This is a genomic window from Gardnerella sp. Marseille-Q9691 (assembly GCF_046507715.1).
GTDB lineage: Bacteria > Actinomycetota > Actinomycetes > Actinomycetales > Bifidobacteriaceae > Bifidobacterium > Bifidobacterium greenwoodii.
The window spans coordinates 198,659-216,065 of record NZ_JBKFXI010000002.1; the positions used below are offsets into that span (position 1 = coordinate 198,659).

Consider the following 17,407-nt stretch of genomic DNA (forward strand, 5'->3'; position numbering starts at 1 on the left):
TTACACAGACTGTCTATTCTAGCGAAAGCTCCGGACTTTTCGCAGCTATCACCACGCCAATAAAAAACCGACAACAAACGCCGGAAAAATTGCGCGCGTTTGGAGCGATACGCAACCCCAAACCCTCCAAACGCGAGAAAACCACCCCACATTTGGAGCGATACGCAACCCCAAACCCTCCAAACGCGAGAAAACCACACGACAAATGTTTCCCAAAACAATGAAACATAATGTGCAAGTTGCGAGTAAACTAAATACGTTACGATTACGAAGTTACGTAAGGAATACTTAAAAGCTAAGGAATAGAATGGATAACAGCGAGAATACGCAAGAAGCAGCGGCAAAAACCGAAGAGCAAACCGACGCGCACAAAGCCGCCGCAAGCCGCGTAGAGCAAATGTACGAGTACGGATACCGCAAGTCAAACTACGGTCCGGACGAGCTTGTAACCGACGCTCATGGAAATCCAATTAGCGTTATGGACGCCATGCTCAGCGCCGACGATGCCGCACGAGCAGAAACGCACACTCCTCATCTTTGCTTCTACTCCCCTCGTATTCCAGGAAATACCGGTTCTGCAATTCGTCTTTGCGCTGTAACTGGCACTATATTGCACTTGGTTGAACCGCTTGGTTTTAATTTGCACGATACTAAACTGCGTCGCGCAGGCTTGGATTATCACGATATGGCTCACGTTGTTTTGCATCCTAATTTTGAGAATTTAGTTGAGTCGATGCCTAATTCGCGAATTATTGCTTTTACAGCAAATGCTACGAAACTTTACACTGATATTGAGTACAAGCCGAACGATATTCTGCTTTTTGGACCAGAGCCAGGAGATATTCCGGATCCGATGGATGTTATGGCAGGCCCGCATGTGGCAGAGCAGGTTCGTCTTCCAATGCGACCTTCGCTTCGTAGCTTAAATCTTACGAATTGCGCTTCTATTGCAGTGTATGAAGCGTGGAGACAGCTCGGTTTCGCCGGCGGCAAGTAAGCACATCAAACTATGCATTACAATGGATAATATGTTCACACCATCCGGAATACAGCGCAAAATAAAGCGACAGGTGCAGCGCAAAGCGAGCGCCATATTTAATCGCAGTAAATTGCGTAAATCCGGCAAAAAAATGAGCACGTCGCAGCAAAAAATGTATTTTCGCAGACGCGTTTTTGTGTGTGTAGTGCTTTTTTTGATTGTGTCGCTGGCAATATTTTGCGTTATTAGCTTAGGTAAGGGACTTGCTGCAGTTGGCGGAGCGATTACAGGACATGAGGTTAATGTTTCTAGAAAGTCCGTGCCGGATCCGCGCCCGGTTGGCCTTACTCCACGATGCACTGCGCGCGATATTAATATTGAACTTTCTGTGAAATCTCAAAACGTTCCTATGGGCGGAAGCGTTGAGCTTACTGAGCGTTTTGTTTATGAGGGGAATACTTCGTGTCTTATTGATGCTTCAGATATGAATTCTGTGCTGTCTGTAAACAGTAGCGATGCTGTTAGTAAGGCGAATGATGACGCAAAAGATAGTAAAGATGTCAAAGATAACAAAGAAGTAAAAAGCGGCAAAAATACTAAAGATTCAAAAGACACGAAAGACGCAAATAGCAGCAACTACTTATCTAACGCAGTGTGGCGTTCAGATACTTGCGATACTGCTTTGAAACCTCTTCTTATGGCTAAGGGCGATCATTTTGAAAAGAAGATTACCTGGAATACCAATACGAATGCAGGAAAAGGCTGCACTGCAGACGAGGATTTGCCGAAGGTAAATCGCGGAACTTATGTTCTTAGAGTTGAGCATAAGCGCGTTGCGGGATTGCATAGCGAGCCGCTTTTTGTAAACGTGCGCTAAGCGTGAGTTAAGCAAAAACGTATTCCAGCTTCGCGCAATACTTCGCGCAAACCTATCGCAACTTCGCGCAAAACTTCGCGTCAGTTTTCGTCTGCAGAATTATGTGCTAAATCAAAATCCGCAGAATCTGTAGCAGAATTAAGAATCTCGCGATCGTCACCAACAGGCGCCAAAACCAAATCCTTAACAAGCTCGCGCGTACGAAGCTGAGAATCAGCGTCCAAACCATCGTCGGTAATAACAGTATCAACCTGATCAAAACGCGCAAATAGCGAAAGCGACGTGCAGCTCCACTTAGTGTGATCCGTCAAAATAATAGTGCGGTCAGCAATATCCATTAAAGCCATATCTGTAGCCGCTTCCAAAGAGTTCGGCATAAGGAATCCGCGAGGAAGAGACACCGAGTGCGTGCCAAGAAACACGGTATTCACGCGAAGAGAAGCCACAACTTTGTCTGCAATTGGGCCTACCAGAGAGTTGGAGCGCGTAATCACGCCGCCGGTTACAATAACCTCAACATCCTTGGATTCCAAAGCCTGCACAAGCTCGGCAACAGGAATCGAATTAGTCAAAATCGTAATTCCGGAAGCCCTGCGAGACTCCAGCAAATGCTGCGCAAACACGTAAGCTGTTGTGCCGCCGCCAATAGCAATAACATCTCCCGGAGAAACGTAGTCCACAGCCAAACGCGCAATAGCATCCTTCAAACCAATGTCCATTTGCGACTTTACAGAAAACAGCGGCTCGGAAAGCAAAGTGTTGGTTGTTACAGCGCCGCCGTGAACTCGCTTTAAAAGACCGCGATCGGAAAGCTCTGCAATATCTCTGCGAACTGTCATTGCAGAAACGTTCAGCTCTTTAGACAGCGCGGTAATGCGAACTGCACCGCGAGTACGAAGACGGCTTAAAATCAAATGTTGACGCTGCGAAGAAATCATACGAACATTATCGCACAAGTATACGCAAAAAACAAACGCGATTGAGCGTTTTGGGGTGTAAAAACGAAAAGAACGCACATTTACCCGCGTACAAATCTTATTTTTGTAATAAATCGCACAAAAACGAACGCGCATTCGGGTGGCAAACGCACAAATAATGCACTAGTATATAGATATGCATTACGTTTCTGAAAATTCATTGCACAATGTCGTCAATAAAGCCACGACTAATCTTTTCACTTTCTCCTACAAGCATGTAATAAAGCCTCATTTTGTGTTCAACATTCCTCCTGACGAAGCTCACGAACGCATGATTGACTTCTGCAAATTCAGCGAAAATACGCCGGGACTTATGTGGCTTCTTCGCACAATGCTTAACTACACGGATCCGGTTCTTGAAACGAATGTTATGGGATTGGATTTTGCGAACCCGTTCGGCTTAAGCGCCGGCTTAGATAAAAACTGCCAAATGGCAACAGTGCTAGACAATGCCGGCTTTGGTTTTGAAACAGTTGGCTCAACTACAAGCCGTCCTTGCGAAGGAAACCAGAAGCCTTGGTATCATCGTCTTCCGCAATACGACTCTATTTTGGTACACGCAGGCTTAGCAAACGACGGCAGCGAAGCGGTTGTTGCGCGCGCAGAAAAAGCGTGGACTAAAGCTAAGTCAATGAATATGTCTATTTCGATTGCTCGCACTAACGACGATTTAGTTGGCGATTTAAACGAAGGCATTGAAGATTATCACATTTCTATGGAACGCGCTGCTGGACGCAGCTCGATTATTGAGGTGAATATTTCCTGCCCGAATACTCGCGTAGGTGAGCCTTTTAGAGAGCCGGAAGCGCTGGATAAGCTTTTTAGCGATCTTGATACTATTAAGCGACCGCAGCCAACTCTTGTTAAGATGCCGCTTAATTTGCCGGGAGGATGGGAGCAGTTTAAGTCACTTCTAGACGTTCTTGCCGAGCATAAGGTTGATGGCGTAAGTATTGCAAACTTGCAGAAGAACCGCTCCGGACTTGACGTTCCAGCAGATTGGCAAGGCGCACTTTCTGGAGGCCCTACCTACAGAGCAAGTAACGAACTTATTAGTCGCACGCGTAAGGCTTTTGGCGATCGTTTTGCTATTGCTGGAATCGGCGGCGTATTTACACCAAAGCAAGCATACGAGAAGATTCGCGCTGGTGCGGATTTGGTTATGTTTATTACGTCGCTTATGTACAGAGGACCGCAGCAGATTACGACGCTAAAGCGCGGACTTGCGGATCTTTTGAAGCGAGACGGATTCGAGCATGTTTCCGACGCTGTTGGAGCAGATTTAGACTAAATTAGACTAAAAGTGACGGCATAAACTACTCAGTTGCGTGTAGTTTATGCCGTTTTTTTTGCGCATTTTTGGCCAAAACAGCGCACGTGCAAGTAGTTTATGCCGCCTGCGCTGTTTAATCATCTAAAACTTAATACCCATCTCCTGTGGAGGTGCTGTAGTCATCTCGACGAGCAGTTCCATACTGATCCTGAGTCTGCTGCTGCCTATTAGCCTCTTCCTGCTGTTCGCTAGCGGCCTGACGACGAGCGTCTTCATCTCGCTTCTCCTGCTCAGTTTGTGCAGGCTTCTTATAAAGCGAGTCGTGCGTTGGGGAAGCTCCGGCAGTGTACTTTGGATCCGGCTTTCCGTAATCGTTATCAACAGGAATATTAGCAGCCTTCAAATAGTCGTTCATAAACTGCTTCCAGGCAGGCGTTGCAATATACATACCATACCAAGCTGCCATTGTGCGACCGTTAATAGTCATGCCGTTGAAGCTCTTTTGTGATTCGGCATTGCCGACAGCCACAAACGAAGCCACCTGATACGGCACAAATCCTGCTGTGGTCATGTAGTACTGTTCGTTAGTACCAGTTTTTGCGAAGGTTTTACGTCCGCCGTCAAGCTGAGTTGTTGAAGCCTCACCACCAGGTTGAACAACACCCTGATTAAGTGCGTATGCGGCAGTTTGTGCAATACCCTTTGGAATAGCCTGATGGCAATGCGCACTAGGAACTCTTAAACGCTTGCCGTTCTTATCAATAACTCGCTTAATGGCAATCGGGTCGCAAGCAACACCATCCGCACCCAAAGTTGCATACACATTCGCAACAGTTAAAGGCGAAGCCTGCACAGAACCAATGGTCATTGGCGGGTTCAAAGAATTGGCAGAATACACGCTTTCCTGACCAAGAGGCGAATTATGGTAGCCAAGAATTTTAGCAGCGTCTGCAATAGAGCACAGCTTAATTTGCTGAGCCATAGACGCCTGCGTAGTGTTGTGAGAACGAACAAGACCTTGCAAAGGCGTTTCTGGGCTAACAGTGCCACCGCCGGAGTTTTGCACAAACCATGATCCGGCTCCGCGGAACTTATTGCAGTTAAAATCAGAATTATTGTATCTAATAGTTGTGCGAAGAGGCTGGTTGATTGACTTTCCAGCAAGCATCCACGCAACCATATTTATAGGCTTCCAAGTAGAACCAATCTGCCAGCCAAGACCGCCACCATCTCGCTCGTCAACAGCGTAGTTAAGAGCAGTATGAGTTGGGTCAGACCTAGCAGCGTCGGACGCATCATAAATACGGTTGCTACCAAAGGCCAAAACCTCACCAGTTCCAGGCTTAATAGCGGCAATCGAAACTTCAAAACCGCTTTTATCGTTTACTGGAATCGTGTCACGGGCAGCTTTCATTGCAGCCTTACTTGCGCGCAAATCCATAGTGGTGTAAATATCGAGACCACCTTCAGTAAGAAGCTTTTCTCGAGCAACAGCCGTCTTTCCAAATTCGCGAGAGTGCAAAATTCGCTTGGTTACGTAATCGCAGAAGAATGCAGCGTCACCTGCAGCCTGGCAACCAATCTTAGACACTTCTCGCTGCACATTAAGAGTATCTTTTAGCGGAGTTGCTACAGCAGTATCGTGCTCTTTCTGATTTATAAAACCTTGACGAAGCATTAAATCAAGCACAATATTGCGCTGCTTTTGCGCTTCTGGTTGATTTTCTTCAATAGATGGATCGTAATGAGAAGGATTTTTTGTGATTGCAGCAATAGTTGCAGCCTGCACAAGATTAAGCTTTGCTGCGCTCGTATTAAAGTAGCGGTGAGCTGCAGTTTCTACACCGTAAATATTATTGCTACCAAATTGCGCAATATTAAGATAGCCTTGCAAAATCTCAAGTTTTGAATACTTCTTTTCCATTTGGATTGCTATGAGCATTTCGCGAAGCTTACGCGCAATTGTGCCTTCAGAAGCGTGATATTCCGCCAAAGGATCGTTGTTTTCGCGCGCTTTGATCATAAGCACATTTTTCACATACTGCTGTGTTAAGGAAGAGCCACCTTGCATATCTGACTTTTTAACGAATGTTTTCACAAACGCGCGCATAACGCCTTGAACGTCAACGCCAGAATGCTCAAAGAATCGCCTATCTTCACGAGCAACCATTGCCTGCTGCATATATTGCGAAATACGTCTAAGCGGCACAACAGTGCGATTTTGCGCGTAAAATGTTGCGATAATTGTTTTGCCGTCAGCTGCATAAAGTCGCGATTTTTGTGGCAAAGCAGTTACGTCAAAATCGATGCCATCAACGCGAAGTGAAGGAACAACTGTTTTCACCACGCTATTCACACTCATAACGCCAGGAACGAACATAATACTTGCAGCAACACCACCAGCAACACACAAAGTGATGTAGGTAAGAAACAGCGCTAGCACACGGCGAGCAGTAAGTGAATTCTTTTTCGGCATGCGTACTATTCTAAAGGTTTGCCTCTACTTGAACAATCAGCGCTCTGCTCTTCGAATTAACATTCCCGGCTTATAAATAATAATCGAGCGTCCTTTTCGCATAATCCACCCTCGATTTGCAAAATCCATAAGCGCCTTGTTTACAGTTTCCCTAGAAGAACCAACCAACTGAGCTAATTCTTCCTGAGTTAAATCGTGCGGCACAAGCAAACCGTCACTCATTGGCTCGCCAAATCTGGATGCCAAATTCAACAGAGTTTTTGCCAAACGAGCTGGAACATCCATAAAAACTAAATCGGAAATTCTCTCATTATTCGCTCTCATTCGCGCAGCCAAAACTTGCAGCATATCTACAGCAACTCGAGGATGATTATTTAGCCAAGCGAATAAAATATCGTTTTCCAGCCACAAAACTTTTGTTTTGCTTGTAATCGTGATTGCCGAAGCGGTACGAGGACCGCCCTTTGGGTCAAAAACAGGAATTTCGCCCAAAATTTCGCCAGCAGTATGAATACTAAGCAATTGCACGCGATTATCGTTAGAATGACGCACTAATTTTACGCGACCGCGCTCAAGAAGATACATTCTGTGATCGGTATCTCCCTCATTAAAAATCGACTCACCTTTGTTGAAAATCGACTCCTGAAGATGCACCAAAAGTTCCTTCATTTGATCCGCAGGAACTTGCTTAAACAATGCAGTGTGTTGCAGAGACAATCTATCACTATTTGTGATCACTGCACTAGTTTTGCTTATCACCATTGCTTTACCCTTCTCAAGCAAAGTAGATACATCGCCTTTGAGTTACCTACGCACACGGATGAACGTAAACGTATGCGCGTAAACGAACAACACTAAGGACTATAATATCACGAATATTAGCTGGAAGGCACATAAACTACTCGCAACTGAGTAGTTTTGGTCGTTAGGCTATTCGTTTATGCCCATCGCACCAAGACACCAAGCGTTTTCGTACGAAAGCTCCTGCCACTGCCTATACCTGCCAGAAGTTCCGCCGTGGCCGCCGTCAGTTTCAACACGCGCAATAGCATCCACCCCAGAAGCCTGCAATTTCGCAAGCCATTTCATAGGTTCAGTAACAAGTACGCGAGTATCGTGAATAGACGAGGTGATTAAGATTTTCGGAAAATCAGCTAATTTTTTGCGCCCCTCTTCACTACTAGCACAAGGCACGTTTTCGTAAGGGGTATACGACTTCATATAAGCGTAATCTTCAGCATTATTAAGCGGATTTCCCCACTCATCCCACTCGGTTACAGTAAGCGGCAAAGAAGAATCGAGCATAGAAGTAAGTGCGTCAACGAACGGCACGTCCGCTTCAATTCCCGCATAACATCGTGGTGCCATATTTGCTATAGCACCCATAAGCAAACCGCCTGCAGAACCACCATTTGCAACAGTATGGCAAGCCGAAGCAAAACCAGCATTCTGCAATGCGCGCGTTGCGTCAACAAAATCTTCAAAAGTGTGCTTTTTATTAACGCGCCTACCCTGCTCATACCACGCGCGACCCATTTCGCCGCCACCTCGCACATGCACTTGCGCGTACAGCACTCCGCGATCTAGCAAGCTCAAGCGTCCAACAGAAAAACTAGGGTCCGAACTTACTTCGTACGCGCCGTAGCCTGTAATAAACATTGCTTCGTTTTGCGAAATTTTATCCGGTCGCCAAACAATAGACACCGGCACGCGCTCGCCATCTCTAGCGCTAATCCATATGCGCTTTTCGGCGTAATTATGCTCGTCAAACTCGCCAAGAATCTTCCCGCGCTTAAGCAACACGTCTTCGCCGCTAGAAGGATCAAGCTCACGAAGCTGACCTAAAGTTGCGTAACTTCCAAAAGCGTAACGCATGCGAGGAGCTTCATAAGAAGGATTTCCAGTCATAGAAATACTAAACAAGCGATTATTTTTGATTTCTTCTTTAGATATTTTGCAAAGAGATTCACGCGAAGAAGATTTAGTTTGATTAGTTATACAAGATTCCAGATTATTAGCGTGCGAAGTACTTACGTTTTGAACATTAACGCGAGTAGATTCGTGCTCTAAAACACTTTGAGGCTGAACTTCGTAAAAACGCCACGGCTTTCCGTTTAAAAAGTCTTCTGCAGCGCGCTTTTTGCTAACTACAGCCAGATGCGGCAATCCTTGAGCGCGATACGCCAACGCAACATAATTTTTATACATTGACAATCCGCTTATGCTTAAGCCTACTGAGTTTCGCAATATTTCAGGATTTTGTTCGCAATTATACGGCTGACAAATAGGCTTTTTGCTGGCAGAATCTTCCCACAAATCTCCATTTTCACAGCCGTAAGGAGAACCGGAAGCAACGCAAACGCCATCGCCTAATTTATAAGTTGCAATTTTAGATGAGACTGCGCTTGTAGTTGCGCTTGCACCAGCGCTTGCATTTGCGTCCGTATTTGCGTCCGATTCTGCGTCCGATTCTGCGTCCGGAAGATTTCGCATATCAATAACGTCAATCTCAAAATTAGGATTTTTAGCATTGTGGCAAACAATAGCAACCGGAATATCTTCACCGTTTTTACCAGCGCCTTCAAAGCATGCGAAGGAAATGTCGTATTCAACGCCTTCAACCGGCTCAATAACCATGCGAAAATCACCTTCAGGCGTACTCAGCGGAAGCATAAGCACACGAGAGGTTGTTTTAGAGCTGCTACTAATCATCATGTAGCGTTCGTCAAAACTTTCGTAAACGTCAACAAAAAAGCGCTCGTCTTTTTCTTCAAAAACTTTTACATCGCTGCTTATTGGTGTTCCAACGCGGTGACGCCAAACCTGGTAAGGACGCCATGCGCTGTCTATTTTTACATAAAACACCCATTTTCCGTCCGGAGAAAGTGAAGCAGAAGAAAGATTCTCCCAGGACTCTTCCAAAGTAGACCAAGAGCATGTGCTGGAAGAAAAATCGCGCATAAAATAGCTAAAACGTTCGTCGCCTTGAGTATCAACTCCGTAAAGCATGCGAGTGCCGTCGGAGCTTAAATCCATGCCTCCAAGCCGGAAGAATTTACTTCCAGCAAGCTCCGCTTCTTTGTTTGCATCAAAAAGTATTTCTTCACCTAAAGTTACGCCCGGCTCAGCAGACTCATCTATAGTAGGCGGATTCCAATTAGCTTCATCGCTAACTTTCATACGGCATTGAATAGCATACTGTTTTCCTTCTTGCGTACGAACATAATACCAGTAATTATTCATTCGCACAGGAACAGACATGTCTGTTTCTTGAACCCTAGAGCGCAATTCGTTAAATAATGTAGAACGCAAGTTTTCTAAATGCTTAACACGCTTAGCAGTATACGCATTTTGAGAATTGATATACTCAAGAAGCTCGCTGCTACTACGATTTTTCATCCAAGCGTATTCGTCAACATAAGTATCGCCATGAAATTCACGCTTCGAGGGTATTCGCTTAGCTTCTGCAGGTTTTTCAAAGACTGTTTGGGAAGTTGTTTTACAGCTTGTTTCGCAAATCTTTTCGCTCATAAATATTTTTTTACCTTACTCTGCTTTTAATAGCCTCTTTTATAAACGGAAGCATTACTTCCGACAATCCTTGACCTGTAGGCGCTGCAAAAAATGGCACTCCTTGCAATGTTCCGGCAGCACCTTTTGCTTCTACAACATTTAGATTATCGTCAAACTTTTCAAGTTCCGTTGTAGGAATTTCTGGAATGTTTTCGTCTTCAAAAATATAAGCGCGACGAGAAACACTAAGAGCAACCGCAAAGTCACGCGATAATTTACGTCGGAAATTGTCTACAGTATCTCGCTTATGAAGCTGACGAATACCAACAGCAAGCACTCTGCCAGGATGCTGACGAATAATATTCGCATAAGTACTTGGATCTTTTTGACCGTCGTCGCCAATAAGCACAAAACGCATACCTGGAAAATCATCCATAAGCTGGGTTGCAAACTCCAACTTATGCTGCGGCCCGTTTGGAATAAAAGTTTTAGGACGAGGATCTAAATCTCGGAGCAAAAGAGGGCCTTCAGGAAACTTTTCGCGCTCAATAAAGTGACGAATCGAAGCCTCAACATTCCAAGGAGAAGTTGAAAGATAGAAAAATGGAATATCGTTACGCAAATTAGACAGCGACTGGAAAAACTCCGACATTCCAGCAACAGGCGAACGATGCGCCGGATTCATAATAAGCAGATTGTAGGCGGCGCGAATTGGAGAAGGCGCTTGAGTGACCATAATAGTGTCGTCAACGTCGGAAATAATTCCGATTGGCACGTTGTCATCAATAGCAAACAAGCTTGCTTTAACCGGCTCACGATTTTCAAGCGTGTAAGAAACAACATGACGACCCGGCAAAAGAGCGCGTTCGGTAATCAAATCCAAGTAGCCTGCGCGATCCGAAATACAATATTCAGCACTACCACCGCGAGCTTCTTCCGGCTTGTCATAAACTTCAGAATCGCCGACTTGCGCGGTTTCTACAGGAATATTGTCTATTGATAGCGCAACACGAACACGAACAGCTGGAATCACAAGCATAGCGTAAATACCGCGCTTTAGAGCCGAATGGTGTCCGCGTTTTGGTGCGTACACTGTGCGGCAAATTAAGCGAGCATAGCGATGCGTTCCATAACCAATATACGGCTCTACGCTTGGATACCACCCTAACCGGCGAGCAATGCGAGAAGCAAATCGCATCCATATTCCAACACAAGACGTAATAACACGTCTTACTACGCGCACAAACCAAGGTTTATTGTTGATTTTTTCGTCTTCAGACGGTGCGTCAAAAAGTGTGGCTGTAACGTGTACAGGAATTGGTGTGCTGCTAATTCTACGAGATTGCGAAGGTGCTGCAGGTTGCGCGGCAGCAGGCTTTGAGGGCGCTGCAGAAGTAGCTACATTCTTATCGAATGAGCTAGTTTCATTCCCAGAACCCTCACCCTCATACATGCTCATACGCTCATTTCTCGCGCACAGGGCCATCCGGAGTAGTTCCTACAATCTGCACGATTGTGCCGCGCGGGCAATTCTCATAAATCCAGCGCGCATCCTGCTCGTACATGTTGATGCATCCGTGAGAACCGTGATTTGCAGCATCGCCAGTAGCAATACCATCATAATTCCAAGAAGCAGTGTGGAATCCTTCTCCAGCGTGATAATAGCTAACCCAGCGCACATTAGGCGAGAAGTAAGAAGAACCATCGCCATTTCTACCGCGCATATCTTGAGAAGCGTAACGCAAGTAAATGAAGAACGTGCCAGGAGTTGAATCATCCGCGCCAGTCTTACCGGTGCAAACAGGGAAAGTCTTCACAAGCTCGTCGTTTCTATAAACAGACGCAGTCTGAGTTGACTTATCAACAACAATGCGCATTTCCACAAGCTTTTTCTCAACCGTAAACTTAGTGATTTTCGCAGGAAGAGTCAGCTTAAAATCATTACCCTTACGCAAAGCCTCAACTGCTTTTTCTGCAGCTGATTTTGCATAAGTGATTTCAACACCATTAGAACCCTTCATGGTTGTGAAAATAAACTTTCCGTCTTTATTGATTGCGTCTTCCTGATTAACTTTCTGCTGATTAAGCTCTTTAGGAAGCGCCTGAGACAAGAACTCGTCAGCTTTATCTGTATCAATAGTGTAAGAAAGCTTACGACGCGTAGTATCAGCTTTTACAGTAATCCAAGAAGCAAGAACTGTTTTAGGAACAGTAAAATCTTTTCCGTCGCCGTTATTAAACGTAATTTTTTTCGACAGCAACTTATTTAATTCGTCAACAAGTTTCTGTGCAGCATCGCGCTTAATAGGAGCTTGCGTTTTGCGAGAAGTAACTGAAACTTTTAAGCTTTTACCAGGATGAGCCAGTATTTTTTTCACAGCTTCGCGCACGGACAAAGTTTCAATAGTGCGTCCAGGAATACCATCTTCTACAACGTAAGACTCGGAATTCTTGTCGAATTTTGCGCTGTAAGGAACGGCACGATCACGCTCACGAACAAACCTAGTAAGCACATACGAATCCATTGCAGAATGATCAACCTTAGCTTGCAAACTAACAGACTGCTGAATCCAAGGCATAATGCGAGTGAATAAATTATCATGCTTAGCTTGCATAATTGCTCGCACAGTGTTCGGCTGATTGATTTTTACACCAAGCTCACCCAAATCTGCAGTAATACTGTTTCCACGGTCGTCCTTAATAACCAAAGAAGAAGCATCCACGGCATCGCTTACAACGCGCTTTACGGAATCCTCCTTATAACCCGTAAGATTACGAGCAACAGAAACATCACCAAAATTAACGCCTGGAGATACGCGATCGTGGAAATACCACTGTAGCGCAAAGAATGCTACAGCTATCAAAATAACAAAAACTAGAAGAGAATAAAGCAATGCGAGCGCAGAACGATTGCCGTGATTAGCTGAGCCTGCCTTCGCTTCGTTAGCACCACGACCGCCTCGATTGCCACCTTTACCATTTCTGCTGCCGCCATTTTCGGACTCAGATTGAGAATCAGGCGTTACAGCCTTAAAAGTGTCTGTTGCTGTAGAATCAGCAGAATTGTTAATAAGTATTTCTTGTACAGAAAGACCGCTGTCGAAAGAATCTTGATCTTCGTACTCGTCTGCAACTTCACCAAGATTTTCGGCAAGAGTTTTTCCATCATTATCGGCAGATTGATTATCTACCTGATTCTGCTCGACTTGCGCAAAAGCAACTGTGTCGTCGCTTGCGTCATCAGGCGTATGACCCGGCATTTGATTGAAGGAATCTTCGCCTTCAGGATTGTGCTGCATATCAGTCATATTAATAACCTCTGCTCAATAATTGTACGCAAAAACACGCTCGTACAGTCTATCACTAGCGACGCACGAAATTACATATTGCTCTACAAACGCTGCACTGCCGACAATAAAGTCACCAAAGCAGAAGCAACCTCATACGGATGCTCAGTAGCGCTGAAATGTCCACAATCTTCAATAACCGTAAAATCAACATGCTTTGAAGAAGTCATTGCCTCGGCCATTGGTCGCATAATTTCAGGCGCACTAGAAGGATCCAAAGTGCCGCTAATAACAGCAGCCGGAGCTGTAATCAAAGGAAGCTGATCTTCCATGTCCGGACGGAAGGCTGCCATGCGCTGACGCCATGCCAAACCTTCAGGCTTCTGATCATGAATCCAATTTTCAAAAGTTTGAATAAACTCAGGCGACTGTTTAACCGTAGAATCTTTTTCGGTTGCGTGAGCAAAATGCATAACTGGTTCAACCGTTTGGTCGCGCTCGCAAACATCTGCAATTTCAAGACGCTTAGCGCGTGCTTGAGGAGCGTCAACGCAGGCTCGAGTATCACATAAAGCAATGCCGGCAACAGCTTTAGGAAGAAGACGCTGAACGTCCAAAGCCACATAGCCGCCCATAGAAAGACCAACCCATACAGCGCGCTTAAAGCCCAAATCGTTAATAAGCTTTACATAAGATGCGCTAAGAGCGTCGAGAGCGTGAGCGTAATCAGCCTCGTTAAACTCAGAGCTTTCGGCTTTTGGAGTCTCGCTCAAGCCGGCACCAACCATATCCGGAGCAAAAATAGGAACGTCATGCTTTAACAAGCCGGATTCAAGAGCGGCATCAATTTGTGCGTTCAAAGAATCTGCACAAGCATCCCACATGCGGTGATCAACCGGAAAACCGTGGATTAAAACGATTGGAACAATATTGGAATTGTTTGAATCGTCAGAATTTTTTACATCTCTATAAACCGTATTGTGCAACTGAAAAAGTGAGCAATCCTTAAAAGAATCGCACTTATTATTTGCGTTATTAAAAGCTTCACACATAGTGCCTAATAATAGTCTTAGCCAATAACACAAATGTGTAAAAAACGTAAATATTCACAGTATTAAGCAAAATTTATCGTATCAATAGAAATAATGTGCAAGAATAGGGGGTATGCCAATTATGCCTATTCAAGCAACCATTGCACTTATGGTGATTGTTTTTGCGCTAGTTATTGCGCCATTCGTCATCATGATTGTTACGCGCGCCATGAAACGGCATCATTTAGCGAAAAAACTCGCAAAACGACACGGCGACTCCGTGCATTACGCGTTTATTTTAAATCCTTCAAAGCCGCAGGCAGAATCTTACCGCGAAAGTATTCAAAATTATTGCAACGAGCACAAGCTAACTTACGAAATAATCGACACGCAGCTAGATAAAGACGGACGCGAGTGCGCTTTAGATGCACTTTCCAACGGAGCTAACGTTGTTGTGGCAGTTGGCGGAGACGGCACAGTTAGAACAGTTGCGAGCGCAGTAAGCGGCAAAGGGCATGCGATGGGAATTATTCCTATTGGCACCGGAAATCTTTTTGCAAGAAACATGGGCATACCTGTAAACGATGTGGAAGCTGCGTTGCGCGTGGCTACTTCGCACGGGTCCAGGCAGGTTGATGTTGGACGCGTAACAATTCTGGACAATCCAAACGAAGACCACGGCCACGCGTTTTTGATTATTGCTGGAATTGGCTTCGATGCGCTTATGATTGACGACACCGACCCGAAGCTAAAGAAAAATATTAGTTGGCTTGCTTATTTTGTGGCCGGAGTTAAACATTTGTTTATGCCGAAGTATCGCGCAACCGTAACCTTGCAAAGATCAAACGGCGACGAAAGCGTGCTAAAAGGACTCACCTTCCGAACACTTATGGCAGGAAATTGCGGGCAAATTCCTATGTTCTCGCTAATGCCAGAAGCAGCTTACGACGACGGCGTACTCGACTTTGAAATTATTGATACTTCGGGCGGATTAATTGGCTGGGCTAATTTATTCCGCGGAGTAGTACACCAAACCGTAACCGGGCACGCACTACAGCAGGAGTCACTTTCGGCCGGCTCCAGAATTGACCAGACGCAAGGATTTAGTGCGGAAGTGCAGTTGGAAAAAGCGGCGCCAGTGCAGGTGGACGGCGACATTTTGGGTTACACAAAACATTTGCGATTCACTGTTGACAAACAAGCACTGTGCGTGCGCGTGCCAGCAAGCGTAAAAACTAGCGCTTCTGTGAGTGAATAATATAAAATACAAGCGCCGTGGCAAAATAAAAAATTATGGTAGCAAAAAATGCGGGAATGCCCGCCACCCCAGAAGATCTAGTCGACGTCGACGCTTTGGTTGGCGCTTACTATGATGAAGTTCCAAATTCCAATATTCCAGAACAGCGCGTGATTTTCGGCACGTCCGGCCACCGTGGTTCCGCTTTAAAAACTTCGTTTAACGAAGCTCATATTGTGGCAATCACCCAAGCCATCGCCGAATATCGCAAGAAAGCTGGCGTAACCGGCCCACTTTACATCGGCCGTGACACGCACGCACTTTCTGAGCCTGCTCAAAAAACCGCAATCGAAGTTTTGGTTGCTAACGGCGTTCACGTTCGCGTGGACTCTCGCGGCGACTTCGTGCCAACGCCTGTTGTGTCCCAAGCTATTTTGACGCATAATCGCGCAGCCGACGGCACTCAGCGTTTTAGCGGCGACGGCTTAGCTGACGGCATCGTCGTCACCCCTTCGCACAATCCTCCAACCGACGGCGGTTTTAAGTACGATCCTGTAACCGGCGGCCCTGCCCCAGCAGACGTAACTAACGCAATCGCAGCTCGCGCAAACGAATTGCTCGACAACTACAAGTCCGTAAAGCGCGTTCCATTCGAAGAAGCAATCAAGTCTGACTTAGTCGAAGGCTTCGATTACCGCGAACATTACGTAAGCGATTTGGCTAACGTAATCGACTTCGACGTGATTCGCTCCAGCGGCGTGCGTTTGGGAATCGACCCACTCGGCGGCGCAAGCGTAAACTACTGGCCACTTATGAACGAAAAGTACGGCCTTAACATTGGCGTTGTTCGCCCAGAAGTTGATCCAACTTGGCGATTCATGACCATTGATCACGATGGCAAGATTCGTATGGATCCAAGCTCCCCTTACGCAATGAAGGGCTTAGTTGACCAGCTTAACGCCGGCGCTTGGGATAAGTACGATTTGGTTGGCGGCACCGATCCAGATGCTGACCGCCACGGTATTGTGTGCCCAAACTGGGGCGTTATGAACCCGAACCACTACATTGCAGTGTGCGTGGAGTACTTGTTCGGCGGCGCTCGCCCAGATTGGCCAAAGAACACGGCAATCGGCAAGACACTTGTGTCTTCTTCCTTGATTGACCGCGTGGCTGCTTCTATTAACGCAAAGCTCGTGGAAGTGCCAGTTGGCTTCAAGTGGTTCGTTGACCCACTCTTTAGCGGCGAAGTTGCTTTCGGCGGCGAAGAAAGCTCCGGAATGAGCTTCTTGCGCAAGGATGGTCGCGTTTGGACTACCGATAAGGACGGCCTGATTCCAGACTTGCTCGCAGCTGAAATTACTGCAAAGACTGGCAAGAACCCAGCTCAGCTTCACCAAGACCAGGTTGCTCGCTTTGGCGAAAGCTGGTACAAGCGCGTTGATACCCCAACCACGCTTGAGCAGAAGCAGAAGTTTGCAGCTCTAAGCGGCGACGACGTGGAAGCAACTAAGCTTGCTGGCGAAGATATTACCGCAAAGCTTACGGAAGCTCCTGGAAACGGCGCAAAGATTGGCGGCTTAAAGGTGACTACCAAGAACAACTGGTTCGCCGCTCGCCCATCTGGCACCGAAAACATTTACAAGGTTTACGCAGAATCCTTCGTTTCTCCAGAAGCACTTGACAAGGTGCTTGAAGAAGCTACTGCCGTAGTCGACAAGGCTTTAGCGTAACGTAATAATCTCACGTAGGAATATTAA

12 protein-coding genes are annotated in these 17,407 nt (G+C 45.9%); 5 read left to right on the forward strand and 7 right to left on the reverse strand.

Annotated features, from left to right (window positions below; translation table 11 throughout):
* Positions 1-307: 307 nt before the first annotated feature.
* Positions 308-997, forward strand: a complete 690-nt coding sequence (locus ACLD6A_RS04330; protein WP_410313700.1) for a tRNA (cytidine(34)-2'-O)-methyltransferase — start codon at positions 308-310, stop codon at positions 995-997.
* A gap of 31 nt (positions 998-1,028) precedes the next feature.
* Positions 1,029-1,856, forward strand: coding sequence for a peptide ABC transporter permease (locus tag ACLD6A_RS04335; RefSeq protein ID WP_410313796.1), 828 nt, complete (start codon positions 1,029-1,031; stop codon positions 1,854-1,856).
* Positions 1,857-1,936: 80 nt separating this feature from the next.
* On the opposite strand, the gene ACLD6A_RS04340 is transcribed toward ACLD6A_RS04335, so the two are convergent.
* A complete protein-coding gene (locus ACLD6A_RS04340; RefSeq protein ID WP_410313701.1) occupies positions 1,937-2,794 on the reverse strand; it encodes a DeoR/GlpR family DNA-binding transcription regulator in 858 nt (285 codons plus the stop codon).
* Between the two features lie 175 nt (positions 2,795-2,969).
* Here ACLD6A_RS04340 and ACLD6A_RS04345 point away from each other — a divergent pair, with 175 nt between their 5' ends.
* Positions 2,970-4,124, forward strand: a complete 1,155-nt coding sequence (locus ACLD6A_RS04345; protein WP_410313702.1) for a quinone-dependent dihydroorotate dehydrogenase — start codon at positions 2,970-2,972, stop codon at positions 4,122-4,124.
* 130 nt (positions 4,125-4,254) lie between these two features.
* Here the strand turns inward: ACLD6A_RS04345 and ACLD6A_RS04350 are convergent, their stop codons facing one another.
* The 6 genes from ACLD6A_RS04350 to ACLD6A_RS04375 all read right to left on the reverse strand — a co-directional run bounded on the left by ACLD6A_RS04350 (position 4,255) and on the right by ACLD6A_RS04375 (position 14,434).
* Positions 4,255-6,582: a transglycosylase domain-containing protein gene (locus tag ACLD6A_RS04350; protein ID WP_410313703.1), complete on the reverse strand. Its 2,328-nt coding sequence runs from the start codon at positions 6,580-6,582 to the stop codon at positions 4,255-4,257.
* A 36-nt stretch (positions 6,583-6,618) separates the two neighbouring features.
* Positions 6,619-7,344, reverse strand: coding sequence for a Crp/Fnr family transcriptional regulator (locus tag ACLD6A_RS04355; RefSeq protein ID WP_019260739.1), 726 nt, complete (start codon positions 7,342-7,344; stop codon positions 6,619-6,621).
* 168 nt (positions 7,345-7,512) lie between these two features.
* On the reverse strand, positions 7,513-10,113 hold the full coding sequence (locus ACLD6A_RS04360) for a S9 family peptidase (RefSeq protein ID WP_410313704.1): 2,601 nt from the start codon (positions 10,111-10,113) through the stop codon (positions 7,513-7,515).
* A 10-nt stretch (positions 10,114-10,123) separates the two neighbouring features.
* Positions 10,124-11,548, reverse strand: coding sequence for an App1 family protein (locus ACLD6A_RS04365; protein ID WP_004134358.1), 1,425 nt, complete (start codon positions 11,546-11,548; stop codon positions 10,124-10,126).
* A 10-nt stretch (positions 11,549-11,558) separates the two neighbouring features.
* Positions 11,559-13,403, reverse strand: coding sequence for a L,D-transpeptidase (locus ACLD6A_RS04370; protein WP_410313705.1), 1,845 nt, complete (start codon positions 13,401-13,403; stop codon positions 11,559-11,561).
* A gap of 83 nt (positions 13,404-13,486) precedes the next feature.
* Positions 13,487-14,434 carry an alpha/beta fold hydrolase gene (locus tag ACLD6A_RS04375; RefSeq protein WP_410313706.1) on the reverse strand — a complete coding sequence of 316 codons (948 nt, stop codon included), beginning with the start codon at positions 14,432-14,434 and terminating at the stop codon, positions 13,487-13,489.
* 112 nt (positions 14,435-14,546) lie between these two features.
* Between ACLD6A_RS04375 and ACLD6A_RS04380 the strand changes: the two genes are divergently transcribed.
* On the forward strand, positions 14,547-15,671 hold the full coding sequence (locus tag ACLD6A_RS04380) for a diacylglycerol/lipid kinase family protein (protein WP_410313707.1): 1,125 nt from the start codon (positions 14,547-14,549) through the stop codon (positions 15,669-15,671).
* Positions 15,672-15,706: 35 nt separating this feature from the next.
* Positions 15,707-17,380, forward strand: coding sequence for a phosphoglucomutase (alpha-D-glucose-1,6-bisphosphate-dependent) (gene pgm / locus ACLD6A_RS04385; protein ID WP_004134346.1), 1,674 nt, complete (start codon positions 15,707-15,709; stop codon positions 17,378-17,380).
* Positions 17,381-17,407: the final 27 nt, after the last annotated feature.

Coding starts and splice junctions, on each gene's coding strand:
- ACLD6A_RS04330 (WP_410313700.1), top strand. CDS start 308: ATGGATAACAGCGAGAATACGCAAGAAGCAGCGGCAAAAACCGAAGAG.
- ACLD6A_RS04335 (WP_410313796.1), top strand. CDS start 1,029: ATGTTCACACCATCCGGAATACAGCGCAAAATAAAGCGACAGGTGCAG.
- ACLD6A_RS04340 (WP_410313701.1), bottom strand. CDS start 2,794: ATGATTTCTTCGCAGCGTCAACATTTGATTTTAAGCCGTCTTCGTACT.
- ACLD6A_RS04345 (WP_410313702.1), top strand. CDS start 2,970: ATGCATTACGTTTCTGAAAATTCATTGCACAATGTCGTCAATAAAGCC.
- ACLD6A_RS04350 (WP_410313703.1), bottom strand. CDS start 6,582: ATGCCGAAAAAGAATTCACTTACTGCTCGCCGTGTGCTAGCGCTGTTT.
- ACLD6A_RS04355 (WP_019260739.1), bottom strand. CDS start 7,344: ATGGTGATAAGCAAAACTAGTGCAGTGATCACAAATAGTGATAGATTG.
- ACLD6A_RS04360 (WP_410313704.1), bottom strand. CDS start 10,113: ATGAGCGAAAAGATTTGCGAAACAAGCTGTAAAACAACTTCCCAAACA.
- ACLD6A_RS04365 (WP_004134358.1), bottom strand. CDS start 11,548: ATGTATGAGGGTGAGGGTTCTGGGAATGAAACTAGCTCATTCGATAAG.
- ACLD6A_RS04370 (WP_410313705.1), bottom strand. CDS start 13,403: ATGACTGATATGCAGCACAATCCTGAAGGCGAAGATTCCTTCAATCAA.
- ACLD6A_RS04375 (WP_410313706.1), bottom strand. CDS start 14,434: ATGTGTGAAGCTTTTAATAACGCAAATAATAAGTGCGATTCTTTTAAG.
- ACLD6A_RS04380 (WP_410313707.1), top strand. CDS start 14,547: ATGCCAATTATGCCTATTCAAGCAACCATTGCACTTATGGTGATTGTT.
- pgm (WP_004134346.1), top strand. CDS start 15,707: ATGGTAGCAAAAAATGCGGGAATGCCCGCCACCCCAGAAGATCTAGTC.